Source organism: Mesorhizobium sp. M0011 (assembly GCF_040324155.1).
In the GTDB taxonomy this organism is placed as follows: Bacteria; Pseudomonadota; Alphaproteobacteria; order Rhizobiales; family Rhizobiaceae; genus Mesorhizobium.
On sequence record NZ_JAMYVQ010000015.1, the window covers coordinates 71,469 to 87,381 of the forward strand.

The window sequence follows — 15,913 nt, forward strand, 5'->3', positions numbered from 1 at the left end:
CCTGCGTCAACTGTCGCGTAAAATATGACAGTTGACGGTGGCGATTTCAAGTGGGCAGCGGGCGCTGCTTGAACCCAGTCCGGAAGATATGACCGAGTGCGCGGCGTCGGTAGCCAGATGATTAGAATTAAGGCCGGAAAGGCGGTCGTATCTGACGTAGTGGGCAGGGTCTTGACGGCGCGCAAGACGGCTAAGCGTCCAACGATTAAGTCATTTATATTGTTTGGAAAATGGTGCCCAGAGGCGGAATCCAAGTGAGGAAAGTATGCCAGTACTTTCAGGATGTTACTACCCACGTAGCCTGCGAACAACCAACATAAATACCAACAATATATTTCTGTGGATTACTATCATTCCTCGTGGAATGCCCGACTGATTTGGTCCGACAGCGGCTTCACAAAATAGGAAAGCGCCGTACGCTCGCCCGTCTGGACCATCGCTTCGGCCGGCATGCCGGGCACGAGCGTCAGGTCCTTGAGCTTCGTCAGTTCCGCATGCGGAACCGATAGACGCACCAGGTAATACGAAATGCCGTTTTTTTCGTCCGTCGCCAGATCGGCTGCGATCCGGCTGACATATCCGTTCAATTCCGGCGTGGTTCTCAGATTGAAGGCTGACATCCGCAGCACGGCCTTGTGACCAAGCTGGATTTGGTCGATGTCCTTCGGGGTGATCCGTACTTCCAGCGCAAGATCGTCGCCTTCCGGCACGATTAGCATGATCGGATCGGCGGGCGTAATCACTCCGCCTAGCGTATGAACTGCGAGTTGTTGAATGGTGCCTGACTGCGGCGCGACGATATCGATCCGTCGCAGTTCCTGTTCAGCCGCCACCTTGCGCTCACCATACTCCCCGATCTGCGCCTGAACCTCTCTGAGCTCCTGGCCGACTTCGGTCTTGAAATCCTGATCGATCTGCGGGATCTGCAGGCGCGTTTCGGCTATGCGGGCTGCTGTCTGTGCCTGATGTGCGATCTTCTCACCGCGTTCGCCACCGAAAGTGGCAACCTGGATCTTCAGGCTGTTCAACCGTTGGTCCGAGACAATGCCTTGGTCGCGCAGCACACTCAGAACAGCAATTTCCTTAAGGAGAACCTCGATCCTTTTTTCACAGGCAATTTCCTGCGCCTCGAATCCTTCGATCTCGTGGTGATATTGAGTAATGTGTTCCGCCAGTTGCGCCTGCTTTCCGTCGCGGGATTGTCTGCGGAATTCGAACAGCAGCGTCTCGCTATGTATTGCCGAAGCTACGTCCGGAACATCTCTTCGGACGAGCAGCCAGTCCGGGAAGGCGATCTCCGCGAGATCGTCACGTTCAGCATCGAGTCTTGCCTGGTAGGCGGCGAGCTCATCGAGCCGCTTGGTGACTATGGCGAGATTGGCGCGCGTCTGGGTGGCATCGAGCCGCATGAGGATGTCGCCGGCTTTCACTTTATCGCCTTCGCGCACCAGGATTTCTCCCACCACCCCGCCGGTCGGGTGCTGCACCTTCTTGACATAGGAATCGACGACAAAGTGTCCGGACGCGACAACCGCACCGGAGAGATTCGTGAAGGCCGCCCAGGCTCCGGCTCCTCCCACAAAGATTACGCTCGCCAGAAGGCCCGCCACCAGGTGGCGGCGAATGGAGCTGGAAACGTCATTGTTCTGATGAATGCCGGACACCGGGATCCTCCATGTCAGCGCGCTCTCCCACATGATCCTGTGTAGATTCGATGGCCTTGACGCCAGCGCCTCGTGCCATCGCTGTCCCCTTCAGGACTTTGGAAAGTGCTTCATCACGCGCACCGAATGTTCGCTGCCGTCCACCTTCCATCACCAACACCAAATCCACGGCGCGGATGGCGCTCGGCCGATGGGCGACGACAACCGCAATGCCCTTGCGCTCGCGCACGGAGGCGATCGCCTTAACGACCGCAGCCTCGCCTTCCGCATCGAGATTGGCATTGGGTTCATCCAGCACAACAAGGAAAGGGTCTCGATAAAGAGCACGGGCAAGACCGATACGCTGGCGCTGCCCGGCGGAAAGTGCCGATCCGGCCTCACCGATCGGAGTTTCGTAGCCGTGCTCAAATCGGAGGATCAGTTCGTGCGTGCCCGCTGCTTTCGCCGCGGCGACAATAGCCTCAGGGTCAGGATTATCTTCAAAACGAGCAATGTTTTCGGCAATGGTGCCGTCGAACAGTTCAACACCTTGCGGCAGATAGCCGATATGACGGCCTAGTGCTTCCCGGTCCCATTGATCGAGGCTTGCGCTGTCGATGCGAACCTTTCCGGCGACCGGCGCCCATGCGCCGACGATGGCGCGCGAGAGTGTCGACTTGCCCGAGCCCGATGCACCGATGATCCCGAGTGCGCTTCCCGCCTGAATGGCAAACGCAAGGCCGGTCACGGTCGGCTTCCTTTCGCCGGGCGGAACGATTGTCACGCCTTCGAGGCGCAGTTCGCGTTCAGGTGCAGGCATTGGCATAACAGGAGCGGATTCAGGAACCTTTTCCAAGAGGTCCTCCAGCCGCGCCCAACCCTGGCGCGCCATGAGGAAAGGTTTCCAGCTTGAAATGGCCAGATCGACCGGAGCCAGCGCACGCCCCATCATGATCGAACTGGCAATCATAACCCCGGCCGTAGCCTCCTGTCTGATGACAAGGTACGCGCCGACGGCAAGAATGGCCGATTGCAGCAGCACGCGCAGCGATTTTGAAATGGCACCCAGCCCACCTGCCACGTCCCCAGCTTTCCGGTTGGCGGCCAGATACTTGGCATTGGCCTTTTGCCATCGGGCAGCGATCCGCTTTCCAAGGCCGAGAGCTTGCACGACCTCGGCATTGCAACGCGCTGCTTGCAGCAGACCATTGCGTGCCATGTTGTGGGCAACGGTATCGCTTATTGGCCGTTGCGAGAGAGTGTTGGCAAGGAGTGTCAGAGATGTGAGGCCGACCGCCCCGATAAGTGCCGTCATGCCGATCCAGAAATGAAGGAGGAAGCAAATGCCAAGATAAAACAGCATCCATGGCAGATCGAAGAACGCTGTCGGACCGTTTCCACCCAAGAAGCCGCGAACATTGTCGAGATCGCGAAGCGGCTGCAAGCCGTCGCCCGGCATGCGCGTTGAAAGCGGAAGGCGAACGATCGCATCGTGAACGCGTCCGGAAAACTCTCCATCGAAACGCTCGCCAATCCGCAGCAGCACGCGGGCGCGCAAAATGTCGAGCAGGCATTGGAACGCATAAAGCCCCGCAGCAAGCACGACGAGCCCCACCAGCGTCGATACGCTGCCACTTGCCAGAACGCGGTCATAGACCTGAAGCATGAACAGCGGCGAGATCAGCGCAAGCACGTTGACCGCGCCGCTGATCAACACAACGCCCCAAATAGCGGAACTCAGAGGGAAAGGTCTCAAAGCTGAATCCTTCAAGGAATGGCTTCTCACGTAAGTTCCGGAGGCTGGCGACTCAGCCCCATATTGCTCCCCGACCGGCGACCGACTGCATCCGCTCGCTGGTTCAGGATCAGTGCTCCCGCCGAATATGTTTGGTCCCGGCATTTAATGGAGCGGGTCCACAAACCGTCCGGCTGAAGGTTTGGAAGGGCAACGTCATCGTGGCCGGCCGCAAGGGCCCGGACAGGCTTCCGCCTCCACACTTTCAGGAGATTTCGGTGCACGACCAGCGCGACGCGCAGGGCTTCGTCAAGCTATCCACGCTGCAACTGCTCCCGGGCGCCCCTCGGCCGCCCCGGCCATGGCAAGTAGCGGAAACGGGAAAGCGCCCGCCCAGGGGGGCGGGGCGCGGTTCCGTATCGGTTTTCTGGATCAAACGAAGGTGAAGTCCGACGCGGTCAGGCCTAGGTCGGCCACGGTGACCACACCGCCCAGGTGGGCGAACTCGTGCGCGCTGCCGTCGGCGGTGACATAGGCCAGAGTTGCGACTCTGTCGGTGTAGCTGCTTTGGTAGACAATGATGTCGCCGGCGTGCTCGCCGGAGATCGCACTCGCTGCCTCATTAGCAGAGTTGAAAGATTCGCCAGTGATTACCACGACATGTTCGCCGTTCGCACCCGAGGCCGCGCCACTGTAGAAGCTGCTCACCGGGTAGCCGGACTGTATGCTGGCGTTGTTGACGAAGTTCGCGCCAAAACCGTCGTTGTAGAGGCCCACCGCATCGAAGGCGAACTTGTCCTCCGCCGGGTTGAAATCGGTGATAGTGGTAATGTCCGGCTTCGACCCGACACTCGGATCGACCCCAGGCACCGGATTGTGGAACTGGAACACGAACGTGTCATTGTCGGTGCCCCCGGTCAACGTATCCTGGCCGTCACCCACGTAGAGGACATCCTGGCCGGGACCGCCGCTGAGCCTGTCATTGTCCTCACCGGAGACGCGCGCGTTGAAGCGGCCGTTGTCGCCGGAGAGATCGTCCCAGCCATCTCCGCCGAAGATGCGGTCGTTACCCTCGCCGCCAAGGGCTCGGTCACTGCCCGGGCCAGCCGAGATCTCGTCGTTGCCGCCACGACCGTCAATCCAGTCACCGCCCTGGAAACCCTCCATCCAATCTTCACCCTTGGTGCCGAGGAGTGTTTCGGCATCCGGGCTACCCTCGATAATGTTTGCCATCGAAAAATACTCCTAATGATGCACCCTGCCTGACGCGTTCATATTGCCCATCGGGTAATTAGAGAAATCGATTGCTTGGATAGACACACATTTACGAAATGGATGCATTCACGTTCACTTCGCCCTTCCGCTGAGCAGTAGCGGGCTCGCAGGCGGCGGGGACGCGCCCAGACGATCGACCCGAACATTCACACTCAAGCGGACGAGGAAAACTTGGTAACCGGCCGCCCTGGTTGGGCCCAAACCTCTCTCTGTTTGCTCGACGCCGGCATACCCGCACCGTAAGCGCTGGACGTGGACAAGTTCCGGTGGCGGCGGGTACGGCGCGGCTCAGCGATGAATGGGGGCCGGAGACGGTTCCTTCCCCGACACGCATGCTGCTACCGCGCAACAAGGGGAGGGCAATTTGCCGCCAATGGTCTCGTGATAGCGCCTTTCGCCGACAGGCTGTCGAAGTTGACCGAAGCCGAGCTGAAACGACAACTGACGGGTCCTCACAGCTGCGTTACGCATTCGCTCACCGTCAAGCCGGCCTCGGAAGAACAGGCATAGGGCTGTGTTGCCGAGTATCTCGCCAGCACTGCCCATTGCGAGCAATGGAACATTAGGGAGCGCGTTCGCGCGAGCCGAGAGTTCAAGGATCTCGGAACGACAGCTTCCGCACGTCGGCCGCACGGGCTCTACGCGACGCGGCCTACGCCAAGCTAACAGAATTACTTTCATTACTCGTGGAATGCTCGACTGATTTGGTCCGACAGCGGCTTCACAAAATAGCAAAGCGCCGTACGCTCGCCCGTCTGGACCATCGCTTCGGCCGGCATGCCGGGCACGAGCGTCAGGTCCTTGAGCTTCGTCAGTTCCGCATGCGGAACCGATAGACGCACCAGGTAATACGAAATGCCGTTTTTTTTTCGTCCGTCGCCAGATCGGCTGCGATCCGGCTGACATATCCGTTCAATTCCGGCGTGGTTCTCAGATTGAAGGCTGACATCCGCAGCACGGCCTTGTGACCAAGCTGGATTTGGTCGATGTCCTTCGGGGTGATCCGTACTTCCAGCGCAAGATCGTCGCCTTCCGGCACGATTAGCATGATCGGATCGGCGGGCGTAATCACTCCGCCGAGCGTATGAACTGCGAGTTGTTGAATGGTGCCTGACTGCGGCGCGACGATATCGATCCGTCGCAGTTCCTGTTCAGCCGCCACCTTGCGCTCACCATACTCCCCGACCTGCGCCTCGCTGGACGAGGACAAGTTCCGCTGGCCGCGGGTGGAGAACGGCGTGATCCGGCTTGCCGCGCCCAACTGATGGCGCTCGTCGAAGGCATGGACTGGCGCGCTTAAGCCGAACGGAGACGGCGTCCGACGTTGGCCGGATAGGCCGTGGCGAAGTGACTCAGGCGCAAAAGGCGGGCCTCTGGCCGTGCAAAATAAGCTTTTGTCGGCGTCATGAAGAGAAGCGCTTTGGCCCGTCTCCACGAAATCGTTCCGCTCAAGGCGATATTCGTCCCCATGGCGGCGGAGAAGGCCGAACTGCAACAACTCCGGAGCGAACACTCAAGGCCGAGATCGTCCGGATGGCGACACTCAACGAGCGTGCCCAGGAGAGGCTCGCCGACCTTCAGGGATCGTCAAGCAGCTGGAGCGCGGCGCTTCGGTCGCAGCTCCGAGAAGCTCGAACGTGCCCAGCAGGCCTTCGCCTTCGAATCCAGACCGGGCTCGGCGCGATTGAGTCCGAACTCGAGGCCGCAAGGCCGCAAGACCGACAGGCGAGCCGCGACGTGCTGCGCGACCGCGCAAGGCGTTCCCGGTGCATCTGGAGCGGGTCGAGATCGTCATCCGGCTCGACCCATGGGGGAACAGCGCTCCCGCAGCCAATCGTCAGCCCGTCAAACGCCGTCGGCCGCACGGGCTTGCGAAACGGAACAGTCCCGCCCTCGCTTAGATGCCGATGCACGGTGTTGCGCGCGCACCCGAATTCCTTCGCCCGTCGGTTCCCCGCCAACCTCATGCCGCCGCAGCATCGCTGCCACCTCTTCAGGCTGAAGGATCTGCTCTCCCTGCATCGTTCTCGACAATGAGGAATCGCCCAATCCCAATCGCCATCCATGCCTCCTCTCATAACCGAGGGGTCAGTTTCTCAATTCGGCCGACAACTGAGACGTCCGGTGCTCTTAGGCAGGGCAATCATACGAGATGCCTCCTGCAACATCATTTCCCGCATCCATAGGCTTGCCGGATCATTATTGTGAAGCGCAGGCCATTGGACGGCCTCCGTGAATGCGGCAGGAAGTGGCGGCGGAAGTTCGACAATCCGCAAGGGTGTTAATTTCGCGAAATGCTGCGCCAGCCGCAACGGCATGGTCCCGATGCGGCTGGTGCCTGATAGAAGGGGCGGGATCATGCTAAAGCCGTGTACGACGACCTCGATACGTCTCTCGAAACCGTTCTCGAGCAAATACCATTCCTCGATGGAGGGCTGCCGGGTGTCCCCGAATTTAAGCACAACCTGCCCCATCGACAAGTATCGGTCGAATGTAAGTGGCTCTGACAGCTGCTTGTTCGTGCCGCAGCCTACGCATACGAGCATATCTTCGAACAGGGCTGCGCGAGGATGTTTCGACATGAACACTTCCGGCATAATCAGAAAATCAACGTCGCCGCGCCGGAGAAGCTCCTCGGGGTCGTCGGAAATAGGCAGACATTCGAAGCGGACGGCGGGAGCTTCCCGCGCAGCACGCTTTACGATTTTCTTAAAAAATACGAGTGTGAGGTAATCGGAAAGGATGATGCGGAAGCGACGATCCGATCCGACCGGGTTAAAGGGGTCCCAGGAAATAATCGACAGCTGGATGTGCAGCAATGCCTCCCGGACTGCTGTGGCGAGCCCCTCCGCGCGCGGTGTCAAAATGAGTTCGCGGCCGTTCATCGTAAATAGCTCATCGCTGAAATAGGCGCGTAACCGACCGACGGCGGCGCTCATGGCCGGCTGACTCAGGTTAATACTGCGGGCTGCGGCGGTGACTTTACGCTCCCTGATCAAAGCGTCCAGCACAACGAGGAGATTTAGATCGAGTCCCTTAAAACGCATGCATTGACCTATCCGACGCGTGGATGGGTATCGCCCAAACAATCAATTTCACGAATGGTGAGAGCGTCAACGCATCAGCCGACGACGAAACAGAGCAACCGATAGGAAGAACGGCAAAACCGTGTATATGCAAAGCGCGCCGATATGCAGGCCCATGCTGCCGGCGGGACGGCCAAGCATCGCCGGACGAATGAGGTCAATTGCATGTGCGAGCGGCAACAAGGAGGCGACGTCCTGAAAAGCGCCGGGCAATTGGTTGACCGGAAACATCGCGCCGCAAAGGAACAGCATGGGTGTTATAACAAGCGTATTATAAAATATGAAATATTCATAACTGGGCGCAAGCGCCGTGACGACCATCGCTAGACTCGCGAAGGCGAGGCCACTGAGAGCGATGACTGGCAGCAAGCAGAGGATGGATGGCCACGATGCGTAGCCTAGCGTGGTCGCAACAATAGTGATTGCTGTGCCCGCCATCAGGGCCTTGGTGGCTGCCCACGCCAATTCGCCGAGTAAGATATCGCCGAGCGTCAGCTGAGTGCATAGCATTCCTTCCCAGGTGCGCTGGTCGCCCATGCGGCCGAAACTCCCGTAAACCGTTTCAGCGGTCGCCGATGCCATCGCGCTTGTGGCAACCATGCCAGCCGCGAGAAACGCAATGTACGAAGTGCCCTCAACAGGACCTATCATTGTTCCGATTCCAAAGCCGAGACCGAACAGATAGATCATCGGATCGGCGAGGTTGCCGAGCACCGATGCAAGCCCGATTTTCTTCCATCCAAGATAGTTGCGGCGCCAAACCGCGACCCAATTCCACGCATTGGCGGGCATGCCCGCCGCATAACGTTCGCCCATTGTTCAGTCCTCCATCTCGCGCCCGGTTAGCCGCAAAAACACATCCTCGAGATTGGGAGGACGCTGCAGAAGGCGTAGACCCGCGCGCCCGCGTAGCTGCGCCAGCACCTGCTCCGGATCGGGTGCATAGCAAAAAAGCGTCTCACCGCTCACCTCAATGCGCTGTGCGTACGGCCGGATCAGCGCACCCAGTTCATGCGGATTGCCGCCGTAGACCTCGACCACGTCACAGCCGATCTGCTCGTCAATGAGTGCGGACGGGCGGCCTTCGGCGATCTTGCGCCCCTCCTCCATAACGCACAGCCGATCGCACAGCCGCTCGGCCTCTTCCATGAAATGGGTAGTCAAAAGAATAGTCTTGCCCCGCGCCAGCAGCGATCGCAGCCGTTCCCAGATCAGGTGGCGGGCCTGCGGATCGAGGCCGGTGGTCGGCTCGTCCATCACCAGCAAGTGCGGGTCATTGATCAGCGCACGCGCGAGCGTCAGGCGCCGCTTCATGCCGCCGGACAGTTCGGCGACGCGCGCATCCGCTTTGTTCTCGAGGCGGGCGAACTCAAGCAGCGATGGTATGACCGCATCGATCTGGCGTCTGCTCATCCGGAAGTAGCGCCCGAACACCAACAGGTTCTCGCGTACAGTGAACGCGGTATCAAGATTGTCGAACTGCGGGACCACGCCGATGCGCATACGTGCCAAACGCGCGCGCGCCGGCACTGGAACGCCGAGCACAGTAATCTTCCCCGCATCGGGCGATGTCATGCCGAGGACCATACGCGCAATCGTGCTTTTGCCCGCGCCGTTCGGTCCCAAGAGCCCGAAGCATTCCCCCGCCGCAACGCGGAACGACAGTCTGTCGACAACGAGCTTGTCATAAGTTTTGCTTACGTCAGTAAGATCGATCGCTACCATGGACATGGGTTCATTTTACCGAGAGGGACGCCAAGACTGGCGGTTGCTTGGTTGCCTGCCGGACCTGAAACTGTGACTCGTCTTCGCCATCCCAGCCGTCGATAACGAACTGATCGACATCACAAGGATTTAGCCCCTGTTCCGGTAAAGCGGCGACAATTGCGTCAAGATTATCGATGGCTGGGTAACGCGGATCGTTGTGCCGCTTTTCCTGGTCAACGCAGAAGACGAGCCGTCCATCCTCGACCAGGGCGATCGCCCCATCATGGGTCAGCTTGGTACCACAGATGCGCATAGTGTCTCCAGGTTAACGGCGATAGATTCGATTCATCAGGAAGCGGAAAGCGGGTTCCGGAAACGGACGAGCAAGCAGTCTTCGTTGACCGACTCGCCCCGACACTCAAGACGCTCTACCTCGATCAACGTTTCGTTCAGCATGGCGATGACCGGCTCAGCACCAGCGGCGTGACCCCAGCGACGGCAATTAGCATCCCTTGCCGATCCGAAGATCAGATGCCCGCCTGGCGCAAGCACCCGCACCAGGTTTTTGACGGCCTCGCGCATCTCGGCTATGTCTTCGAGATAGTAGAGGACCTCCGCCACAACGATCAGGTCAAACAACTCGTCGGTCGAAAACTGTTGAACATCGGAGACTATCCAGTTGATGCGCGACGGCTCGTTTATCCGTTGACGTGCTCGAGCAATCGCTTGCGCCACGACATCGATGACGGTGAGCCCTTGGCAGTAGGGGGCTAGTTTTTCCGTGAATGCGCCGGCAGCGCACCCGACTTCGAGGGCATTTGAAATGGAGCCTTGGGCAAGCGCCAGCTGGAGCATTTGCGTGTGGCGCTTCCGCTCGAACGGATTGCCGTCGAGAAGCCACGGATCGTCTGCGGCCAATTCCCGATCAAGCAACTGATGATTCACGTTCTGGGTCAAACTCGTGCACCTCTCGTCCACTAGGTAATTAGCGATCACTCGTCGCCGCAAATGTTGCCCGACAGCACTAATTCCGAAGAATCCCGCGCAAGATTGAGCCTGCGAAGCGGAGCCGCATGCGGCGAGAATTCTGCCCTGCTGGAACCAGTGATCGGAGTTTGGGTGGGGGCCTGTTTTCCCCCAGTGTTCGATGTAGCGACAGCAGAGCCTCGCGACAGCCAATCGCTATTGCTCAATGTACACAGCGCGTAGGCTTTCAACGGAAGCAAGAGAAAGATGTTGATGAACGTGTGCAGCGAAAAGCCCAGAAATCGAAACTGTCGGGCACGAAATGCTACCACGCTGCATCGGAGCAGGGTCATGGACACAATCATCAGTCCTGTCCACCAAGGCACAGAGCCTGTCAGTGCGAAATGTGCGAGGCCCGTTAATACCGATATGGCGAGGAGTAGCGCGCCGAGATTCTGTCCGACCACGTCCAACGTGAGATAGCTATTCAGGCTGGGCAGCAAGCGCAGCCCAAGCAGCGTGTCCCGGAATGTGCTTCGTGCCCAACGGAGTTGTTGGCGCAGATACGGTCCTAGTCTGTTCGGGACGACTGTGGCCGCGATGGCGCTCGGAACGTACTCGGTTCGAAAGCCTGCTTTCAGCATCAGGATAGTAAGATGGCGATCCTCACCGAAGTCGCTTGGCTTGCCCCGAAAAAACTGCGACTCGTACTGGTCCAGTAACAAAAGGAGCGCAGACCGGCGGTACATGGCACATGGGCCGCAACAGCACATAACGGCACCGAAGCGAGCCTGCGCCGCGCGCTCCTCGTTGCAAGCCAGCCAGTACTCCATGTCTATCAGCCTGGTCAGCCAGCTCTCGGTCCGGTTACTGGCCGTCAACTGACCCATGACTGCGCCGACCGCTGAATCTCGCATCTTCGGTACAAGCTTGGCAATGACGTCGGACGCGAGTAACGTGTCTGAATCAACGTTAAGCACCAGATCCCCTGATGAGCGGCGTATCGCGGCGATCTGCGCCTTGCGCTTTCCAACATTCTCGGGAAGCAAAATGATGTCGAACCTAGGGTCGCGCGCGTAGGTTTCGTGGACAGTTCCTAAGGCTTCGCGATTTCCAGAACCGTCATCAACCACATAGACCCGAATTCTTCCGGCGTATTCTTGGTCGGCAATGGAAGCCAGGCACTCTGAAAGCGTGCGCGGATCCTCGTTGAAGCAGGGGACGATGACATCCACGCTGGGCAGTTGATCGGAGCCGACGAGAACCTCCAACGCCGATGAGTCGTTTGTCGGCAGAGCATAAAGCCCCTGCATGCTCTTATAAGCAGTCGAGAGCAGCGCATAAAGCGATATGGCCACAGTGCTGGTTGTACCAAGAAGAGTCATGGGATCTCGTTTGTTCAGTGATGTTGAGGAAGTGAGCGGATTACAAATCCGCGCTCACGCAATGCTGGAATCAGCCGGGACAGCGCCGTGACCGTCTGGTCGCGCAGACCGGCGTGAGCGCCCCGGCCCAACTCGCCGGGAGGGCATCCGTCGTGCAAGAGTACGATTGCGCCCGGCCGGACAGAGGCGAGCACTTTATCGATAATCGCGTCGACCCCAGGGCGAGACCAATCTCGAGGGTCGACGGACCAATGGAGGGCCGCCAGCCCGGCGATCTGTGACGCTGTGAAGACTTCTTCACTCCAGGCGCCGTAGGGCGCGCGAACATAGCGCACCGAGGCCTGCGGGCACGCTCTCATGATGGCGTCGTTCGCTTCAAAGACCTCACGTTGCACTTCGCCGAAACCGCATTGGTACAGATCCGGATGAGACATCGTGTGGTTGCCTACCTCGTGCCCTTCTGCGATCATCCGTTGGATTAGATCTGGGTGCTCTAAGGCGTAGGCGCCGATGACGAAGAAAGTCGCCGGCACCCGCTGCTCTGCCAGCACATCGAGAATCTCCGGTGTGAAAAGTCGATTGGGACCGTCGTCAAACGTCAGATAAACGCTGCGACGGCCGGTGCCGTCAGAGCACTCACGGCGCACTTCGTACAAGCAATCGGGACGGCTCATAGCTCTGGTCCGTTCCGATCTATCATCGTGCCCGTGGGCCATTCGCTGATCGGCCGTCCAACCGGCAGAACAATGGTGAGTGCGTCATCGATGCGTGTGGGCGGCAGGTCGAGGCGGGCCTCTGGTCGGGTCGAGCGGACGCGAATTCCCGACAAAACGGCCAAAGGCCTGTATCGCCGCCCGAACCTCTCAACATGATTCCGCAGCGCGTCCCGGACCGTTCCGAAAGCGAATGGAACGCCAAGCTCCTGCAGTATTGGAAGCATGACATGGATTGAATGGGCGATTCCGAGACCCTCAAGGTCCGGGCGTACCCCGTACAGGCCCAGCTCAGCCACCAACAGGTCGACCGCGTCAACCTTGATGAAACGGCGCAGTATGCCCATGTGAGCCGCTACACCACTTGAATCATAGGCGATCACGCGGAGTTCAGGCCTGGCTCCGGCCCAGCTTCGACTACCTTCGAACGGTTCTGCGTTGGACGCCCCAGTCGGCCCGTACGTATCACGAAAGAACTCGGCGAGCTCAACGTGATCGGAGAGCTGCAATTCGTTTTCCCAGCACAACTTCCACTGCACCTGATGGCGCATTCAGGACCTCTCTTCATATTAGTTTTTTGCGGCCGCATTACCCGACCAAAGCGGCGCTGTTGGCTGCATTCAGCCGTTGTCGTTGGCGAAGGTGAGCCAGACGCTCTCTCGAAGTTCCGGCCCGTGTCGTCGATTTGAGCTTGACGTCGCTCATTAACGTTCCTCTAATGCATGGCTCGTAAATTCGTAAAATTGATTGTTTGAATGATACGCATCCACGCGTTGGATAGAACATGACATGCGTTTCAAGGGACTCGATCTAAATCTCCTCGTTGTGCTGGACGCTCTGATGAGGGAGCGTAAAGTCACTGCCGCGGCTCGCAGTATCAACCTGAGCCAGCCGGCCATGAGCGCCGCCGTTGCTCGGTTACGCGCCTATTTCAACGATGAGCTATTTACGATGAACGGCCGCGAGCTCATTTTGACACCGCGCGCCGACGGGCTCGCCACAGCAGTCCGGGAGGCATTGCTGCACATCCAGCTATCGATTATTTCCTCCGACGCTTTCAACCCGGCCCAATCGGATCGTCTCTTCCGAATGATGCTTTCCGATTACATCACGCTCGTATTTTTTAAGAAGATCGTAGAGCGTGCTGCGCGGGAAGCACCCGCCGTTCGCTTTGAATGTCTGCCTATTTGCGACGACCCCGAGGAGCTTCTCCGGCGCGGCGACCTTGATTTTCTGATTATGCCGGAAGTGTTCATGTCGAAACATCCTCGCGCAGTCCTGTTCGAAGATATGCTCGTATGCGTAGGCTGCGGCACGAACAAGCAGCTGTCAGAGCCACTTACATTCGAGCGATACTTGTCCATGGGGCATGTCGTGCTCAAATTCAGGCACACCCGGCAGCCCACCATGGAGGAATGGTATTTGCTCGAGCACGGTTTCGAGAGACGTGTCGAGGTCGTCGTACAGGGCTTTAGCCTGATCGCGCCCGTCCTGTCAGGCAGCAACCGCATCGGGACCATGCCCTTACGGCTGGCGCAGCATTTCGCAAAAACAACACCCCTGCGGATTGTCCAACTTCCGCCGCCACTTCCTCCTCCCGCATTCACGGAGGCCGTCCAATGGCCTGAGCTTCACAATACTGATCCGGCAAGCATGTGGATGCGGGAAATGATGTTGCAGGAGGCATCTAGCCTGGCGCCTTTGCCTGAAATCAATGAGCGTCTCGGGCACGCCGATCCGACCTTGCGGTTGTTGGTACCGACTGCCACCTCGATTTCGCGTGCGAAGTCCCGGAAGATGTTAAGCCCCACTTAAACACCGGGCCTTGCCCAGCAGAGCGGCGCAGTTGATCGTCAAGTACGAGGGCCAGGAACGAGCAGAACACACGCCCGGGGTTGCTACTGAATTGACTGCCGCCTCCGATTTTGCTTGCGGAGTCCCAGAAGATGCTCAGCCCCACTTAAATGCCAACGTCGCAGGCCTTGCCGCGGCTTTTCACGCGCGGCCAGGCGAGGAGATGGCGGTCCACGTGGTCGATCATCTGTGCCAGCCTCGCTCGGCTACTGGCGTCGACGACAGTCCCCTGCACCGAGAAAGTCGGGCACTTGGCAATGAAGCCGGTCGAGCTTGACGCTGCGGACCCAGGCAATTGACCCCGCGCTTCTGCCTGAACGCGTGGCCGATCCGTTCATCTAATCGGCGCTACATTCTGCCCGGCTGAGGTCCGTGGGTGCGGCCACCCCGCGGGATGGGATCAACATTCAACTTTCTCTCGTTTATGAAAGGAAACTCCCCGCTCACGATAGAGTCCATGAGTTTCATATATTTTCCGGCAGATGGATGTCGAACGGGAGAAATGTCTGTCCGGGTGTTTCAGCGGTGCCGGTCTCGATAGCCCGCGTCATCAGCGTTATCAGCTCCCGGCAAAGTCGGCGCATTGGCGTGGCGACCGCCATCGTGACGATATTATCTGCGAGCGCCGCCCGAGACTCCGGCGTGATTTCATTCACGATCGCGACGAGATCGCGACTTTTGCCCTCTTCTCGGAGCGCGGAGATGGCGCCCTCCATGCCGCCGCCGGCGACATAGAAGCCGACGAGCTCGGGCTCTCGCTGCATGAGATCAAGCGTTGCCTCGTAGGTGATCTGCCGTTTCTCGAGGTTCATGACAGGATCCAGCACCTCGAACGTGGGCGCGTTCTCACGGCAATAGGAGCGAAAGCCGACGTCACGGAGCTCGTGCCCCTGGAAACGATGGCTGCCGACAAAAACCGCCACTTTGCCGGGCCGTTTTGCGACCTTCGACACCATCCAAGCGGCCGTGCGCCCCACCTTGCGGTTGTTAAGGCCGATATACCCCTGTCGCACGCCGGCGGCGAAGTCGGAAAGCAGCGAGAAAACCGGAATGCCTTTGGCCTTGAGGTCCTCAACCGCTGCTGTAATTTTCGGGTGGTCCGGTGCCACCATCGCGATCGCATGGCAGCGTGCGCCCAAATCCTTGAGCCGCGCGATCAGGTCGCTCGGCATATGTGACGGGGCGAATTCGACGAGCGGAATGCCGTGGAAGGACTGGGCCAAATTGACCGATGCTTCGACCTCGCGCGCAAAATCTTGGTAGAAATGCTGGGCCGGTTTTCTCAAGATGAAGCCCAGACGGTAGTGCGGTAGGTCTCGCCGCAAGCGCTGCTTGATTAGCCCGGCAGCATGATAGCCGATCGCGTGGGCGGCGTCGTGGACCCGCCGCGCGGTCTCCTCGCGCACCGGATGGCGGGCGTTCAGAACCCGATCGATCGTTGCTACGCTGACTCGGGCTTCGCGGGCGAGATCGGCAATTGTGGGGCGCTTGGTCATAGGTCCTATTCTGATCTTTTTGACGCCGGCCGGCTCTCTGTCGCCTAACGGGT

Annotated in this window: 12 protein-coding genes and 3 pseudogenes; 1 reads left to right on the plus strand and 14 read right to left on the minus strand. The window is 59.1% G+C overall.

Translation table 11 applies throughout. The annotated features are described in order from the left end of the window. Positions 1-350: 350 nt before the first annotated feature. The 13 genes and pseudogenes from NKK51_RS17715 to NKK51_RS17775 all read right to left on the minus strand — a co-directional run bounded on the left by NKK51_RS17715 (position 351) and on the right by NKK51_RS17775 (position 13,061). The gene (locus tag NKK51_RS17715; RefSeq protein ID WP_352554105.1) at positions 351-1,664 is read right to left on the minus strand and encodes an HlyD family type I secretion periplasmic adaptor subunit; all 1,314 of its coding nucleotides are present in this window, start codon (positions 1,662-1,664) and stop codon (positions 351-353) included. Next, positions 1,639-3,414 carry a type I secretion system permease/ATPase gene (locus NKK51_RS17720; RefSeq protein ID WP_352554106.1) on the minus strand — a complete coding sequence of 592 codons (1,776 nt, stop codon included), beginning with the start codon at positions 3,412-3,414 and terminating at the stop codon, positions 1,639-1,641. Before NKK51_RS17720 ends, NKK51_RS17715 begins: the two co-directional genes overlap by 26 nt. Before the next feature lie 396 nt (positions 3,415-3,810). After that, positions 3,811-4,611 carry a calcium-binding protein gene (locus NKK51_RS17725; RefSeq protein ID WP_023766920.1) on the minus strand — a complete coding sequence of 267 codons (801 nt, stop codon included), beginning with the start codon at positions 4,609-4,611 and terminating at the stop codon, positions 3,811-3,813. A gap of 722 nt (positions 4,612-5,333) precedes the next feature. Further along, positions 5,334-5,848: pseudogene (locus NKK51_RS17730) on the minus strand (beta-barrel domain-containing protein); the annotation flags it as partial. A 623-nt stretch (positions 5,849-6,471) separates the two neighbouring features. After that, a pseudogene (locus NKK51_RS17735) lies at positions 6,472-6,675 on the minus strand (IS21 family transposase); the annotation flags it as partial. A gap of 74 nt (positions 6,676-6,749) precedes the next feature. Beyond that, positions 6,750-7,700, minus strand: coding sequence for a LysR family transcriptional regulator (locus NKK51_RS17740; protein ID WP_023736274.1), 951 nt, complete (start codon positions 7,698-7,700; stop codon positions 6,750-6,752). Between the two features lie 66 nt (positions 7,701-7,766). Next, positions 7,767-8,555 carry an ABC transporter permease gene (locus NKK51_RS17745; RefSeq protein WP_023736275.1) on the minus strand — a complete coding sequence of 263 codons (789 nt, stop codon included), beginning with the start codon at positions 8,553-8,555 and terminating at the stop codon, positions 7,767-7,769. 3 nt (positions 8,556-8,558) lie between these two features. Beyond that, on the minus strand, positions 8,559-9,470 hold the full coding sequence (gene nodI, locus NKK51_RS17750) for a nodulation factor ABC transporter ATP-binding protein NodI (RefSeq protein ID WP_023736276.1): 912 nt from the start codon (positions 9,468-9,470) through the stop codon (positions 8,559-8,561). Between the two features lie 43 nt (positions 9,471-9,513). Beyond that, positions 9,514-9,759 (minus strand): annotated as a pseudogene (locus tag NKK51_RS17755) (carbamoyltransferase N-terminal domain-containing protein); the annotation flags it as partial. Positions 9,760-9,794: 35 nt separating this feature from the next. Continuing rightward, the gene (gene nodS, locus NKK51_RS17760) at positions 9,795-10,403 is read right to left on the minus strand and encodes a nodulation methyltransferase NodS (protein ID WP_023736278.1); all 609 of its coding nucleotides are present in this window, start codon (positions 10,401-10,403) and stop codon (positions 9,795-9,797) included. A gap of 35 nt (positions 10,404-10,438) precedes the next feature. Further along, positions 10,439-11,797: a chitooligosaccharide synthase NodC gene (gene nodC, locus NKK51_RS17765; RefSeq protein WP_023736279.1), complete on the minus strand. Its 1,359-nt coding sequence runs from the start codon at positions 11,795-11,797 to the stop codon at positions 10,439-10,441. 14 nt (positions 11,798-11,811) lie between these two features. After that, positions 11,812-12,471, minus strand: a complete 660-nt coding sequence (gene nodB / locus NKK51_RS17770; RefSeq protein ID WP_023766912.1) for a chitooligosaccharide deacetylase NodB — start codon at positions 12,469-12,471, stop codon at positions 11,812-11,814. Then, positions 12,468-13,061, minus strand: coding sequence for a NodA family N-acyltransferase (locus NKK51_RS17775; protein ID WP_023736281.1), 594 nt, complete (start codon positions 13,059-13,061; stop codon positions 12,468-12,470). Before NKK51_RS17775 ends, nodB begins: the two co-directional genes overlap by 4 nt. A gap of 238 nt (positions 13,062-13,299) precedes the next feature. Here NKK51_RS17775 and NKK51_RS17780 point away from each other — a divergent pair, with 238 nt between their 5' ends. Continuing rightward, a complete protein-coding gene (locus tag NKK51_RS17780; protein WP_023736282.1) occupies positions 13,300-14,325 on the plus strand; it encodes a LysR family transcriptional regulator in 1,026 nt (341 codons plus the stop codon). Positions 14,326-14,828: 503 nt separating this feature from the next. On the opposite strand, the gene NKK51_RS17785 is transcribed toward NKK51_RS17780, so the two are convergent. Then, positions 14,829-15,860, minus strand: a complete 1,032-nt coding sequence (locus tag NKK51_RS17785; protein WP_023736284.1) for a LacI family DNA-binding transcriptional regulator — start codon at positions 15,858-15,860, stop codon at positions 14,829-14,831. Positions 15,861-15,913: the final 53 nt, after the last annotated feature.

Coding starts and splice junctions, on each gene's coding strand:
- NKK51_RS17725 (WP_023766920.1), bottom strand. CDS start 4,611: ATGGCAAACATTATCGAGGGTAGCCCGGATGCCGAAACACTCCTCGGC.
- NKK51_RS17740 (WP_023736274.1), bottom strand. CDS start 7,700: ATGCGTTTTAAGGGACTCGATCTAAATCTCCTCGTTGTGCTGGACGCT.
- NKK51_RS17745 (WP_023736275.1), bottom strand. CDS start 8,555: ATGGGCGAACGTTATGCGGCGGGCATGCCCGCCAATGCGTGGAATTGG.
- nodI (WP_023736276.1), bottom strand. CDS start 9,470: ATGTCCATGGTAGCGATCGATCTTACTGACGTAAGCAAAACTTATGAC.
- nodC (WP_023736279.1), bottom strand. CDS start 11,797: ATGACTCTTCTTGGTACAACCAGCACTGTGGCCATATCGCTTTATGCG.
- nodB (WP_023766912.1), bottom strand. CDS start 12,471: ATGAGCCGTCCCGATTGCTTGTACGAAGTGCGCCGTGAGTGCTCTGAC.
- NKK51_RS17775 (WP_023736281.1), bottom strand. CDS start 13,061: ATGCGCCATCAGGTGCAGTGGAAGTTGTGCTGGGAAAACGAATTGCAG.
- NKK51_RS17780 (WP_023736282.1), top strand. CDS start 13,300: ATGCGTTTCAAGGGACTCGATCTAAATCTCCTCGTTGTGCTGGACGCT.
- NKK51_RS17785 (WP_023736284.1), bottom strand. CDS start 15,860: ATGACCAAGCGCCCCACAATTGCCGATCTCGCCCGCGAAGCCCGAGTC.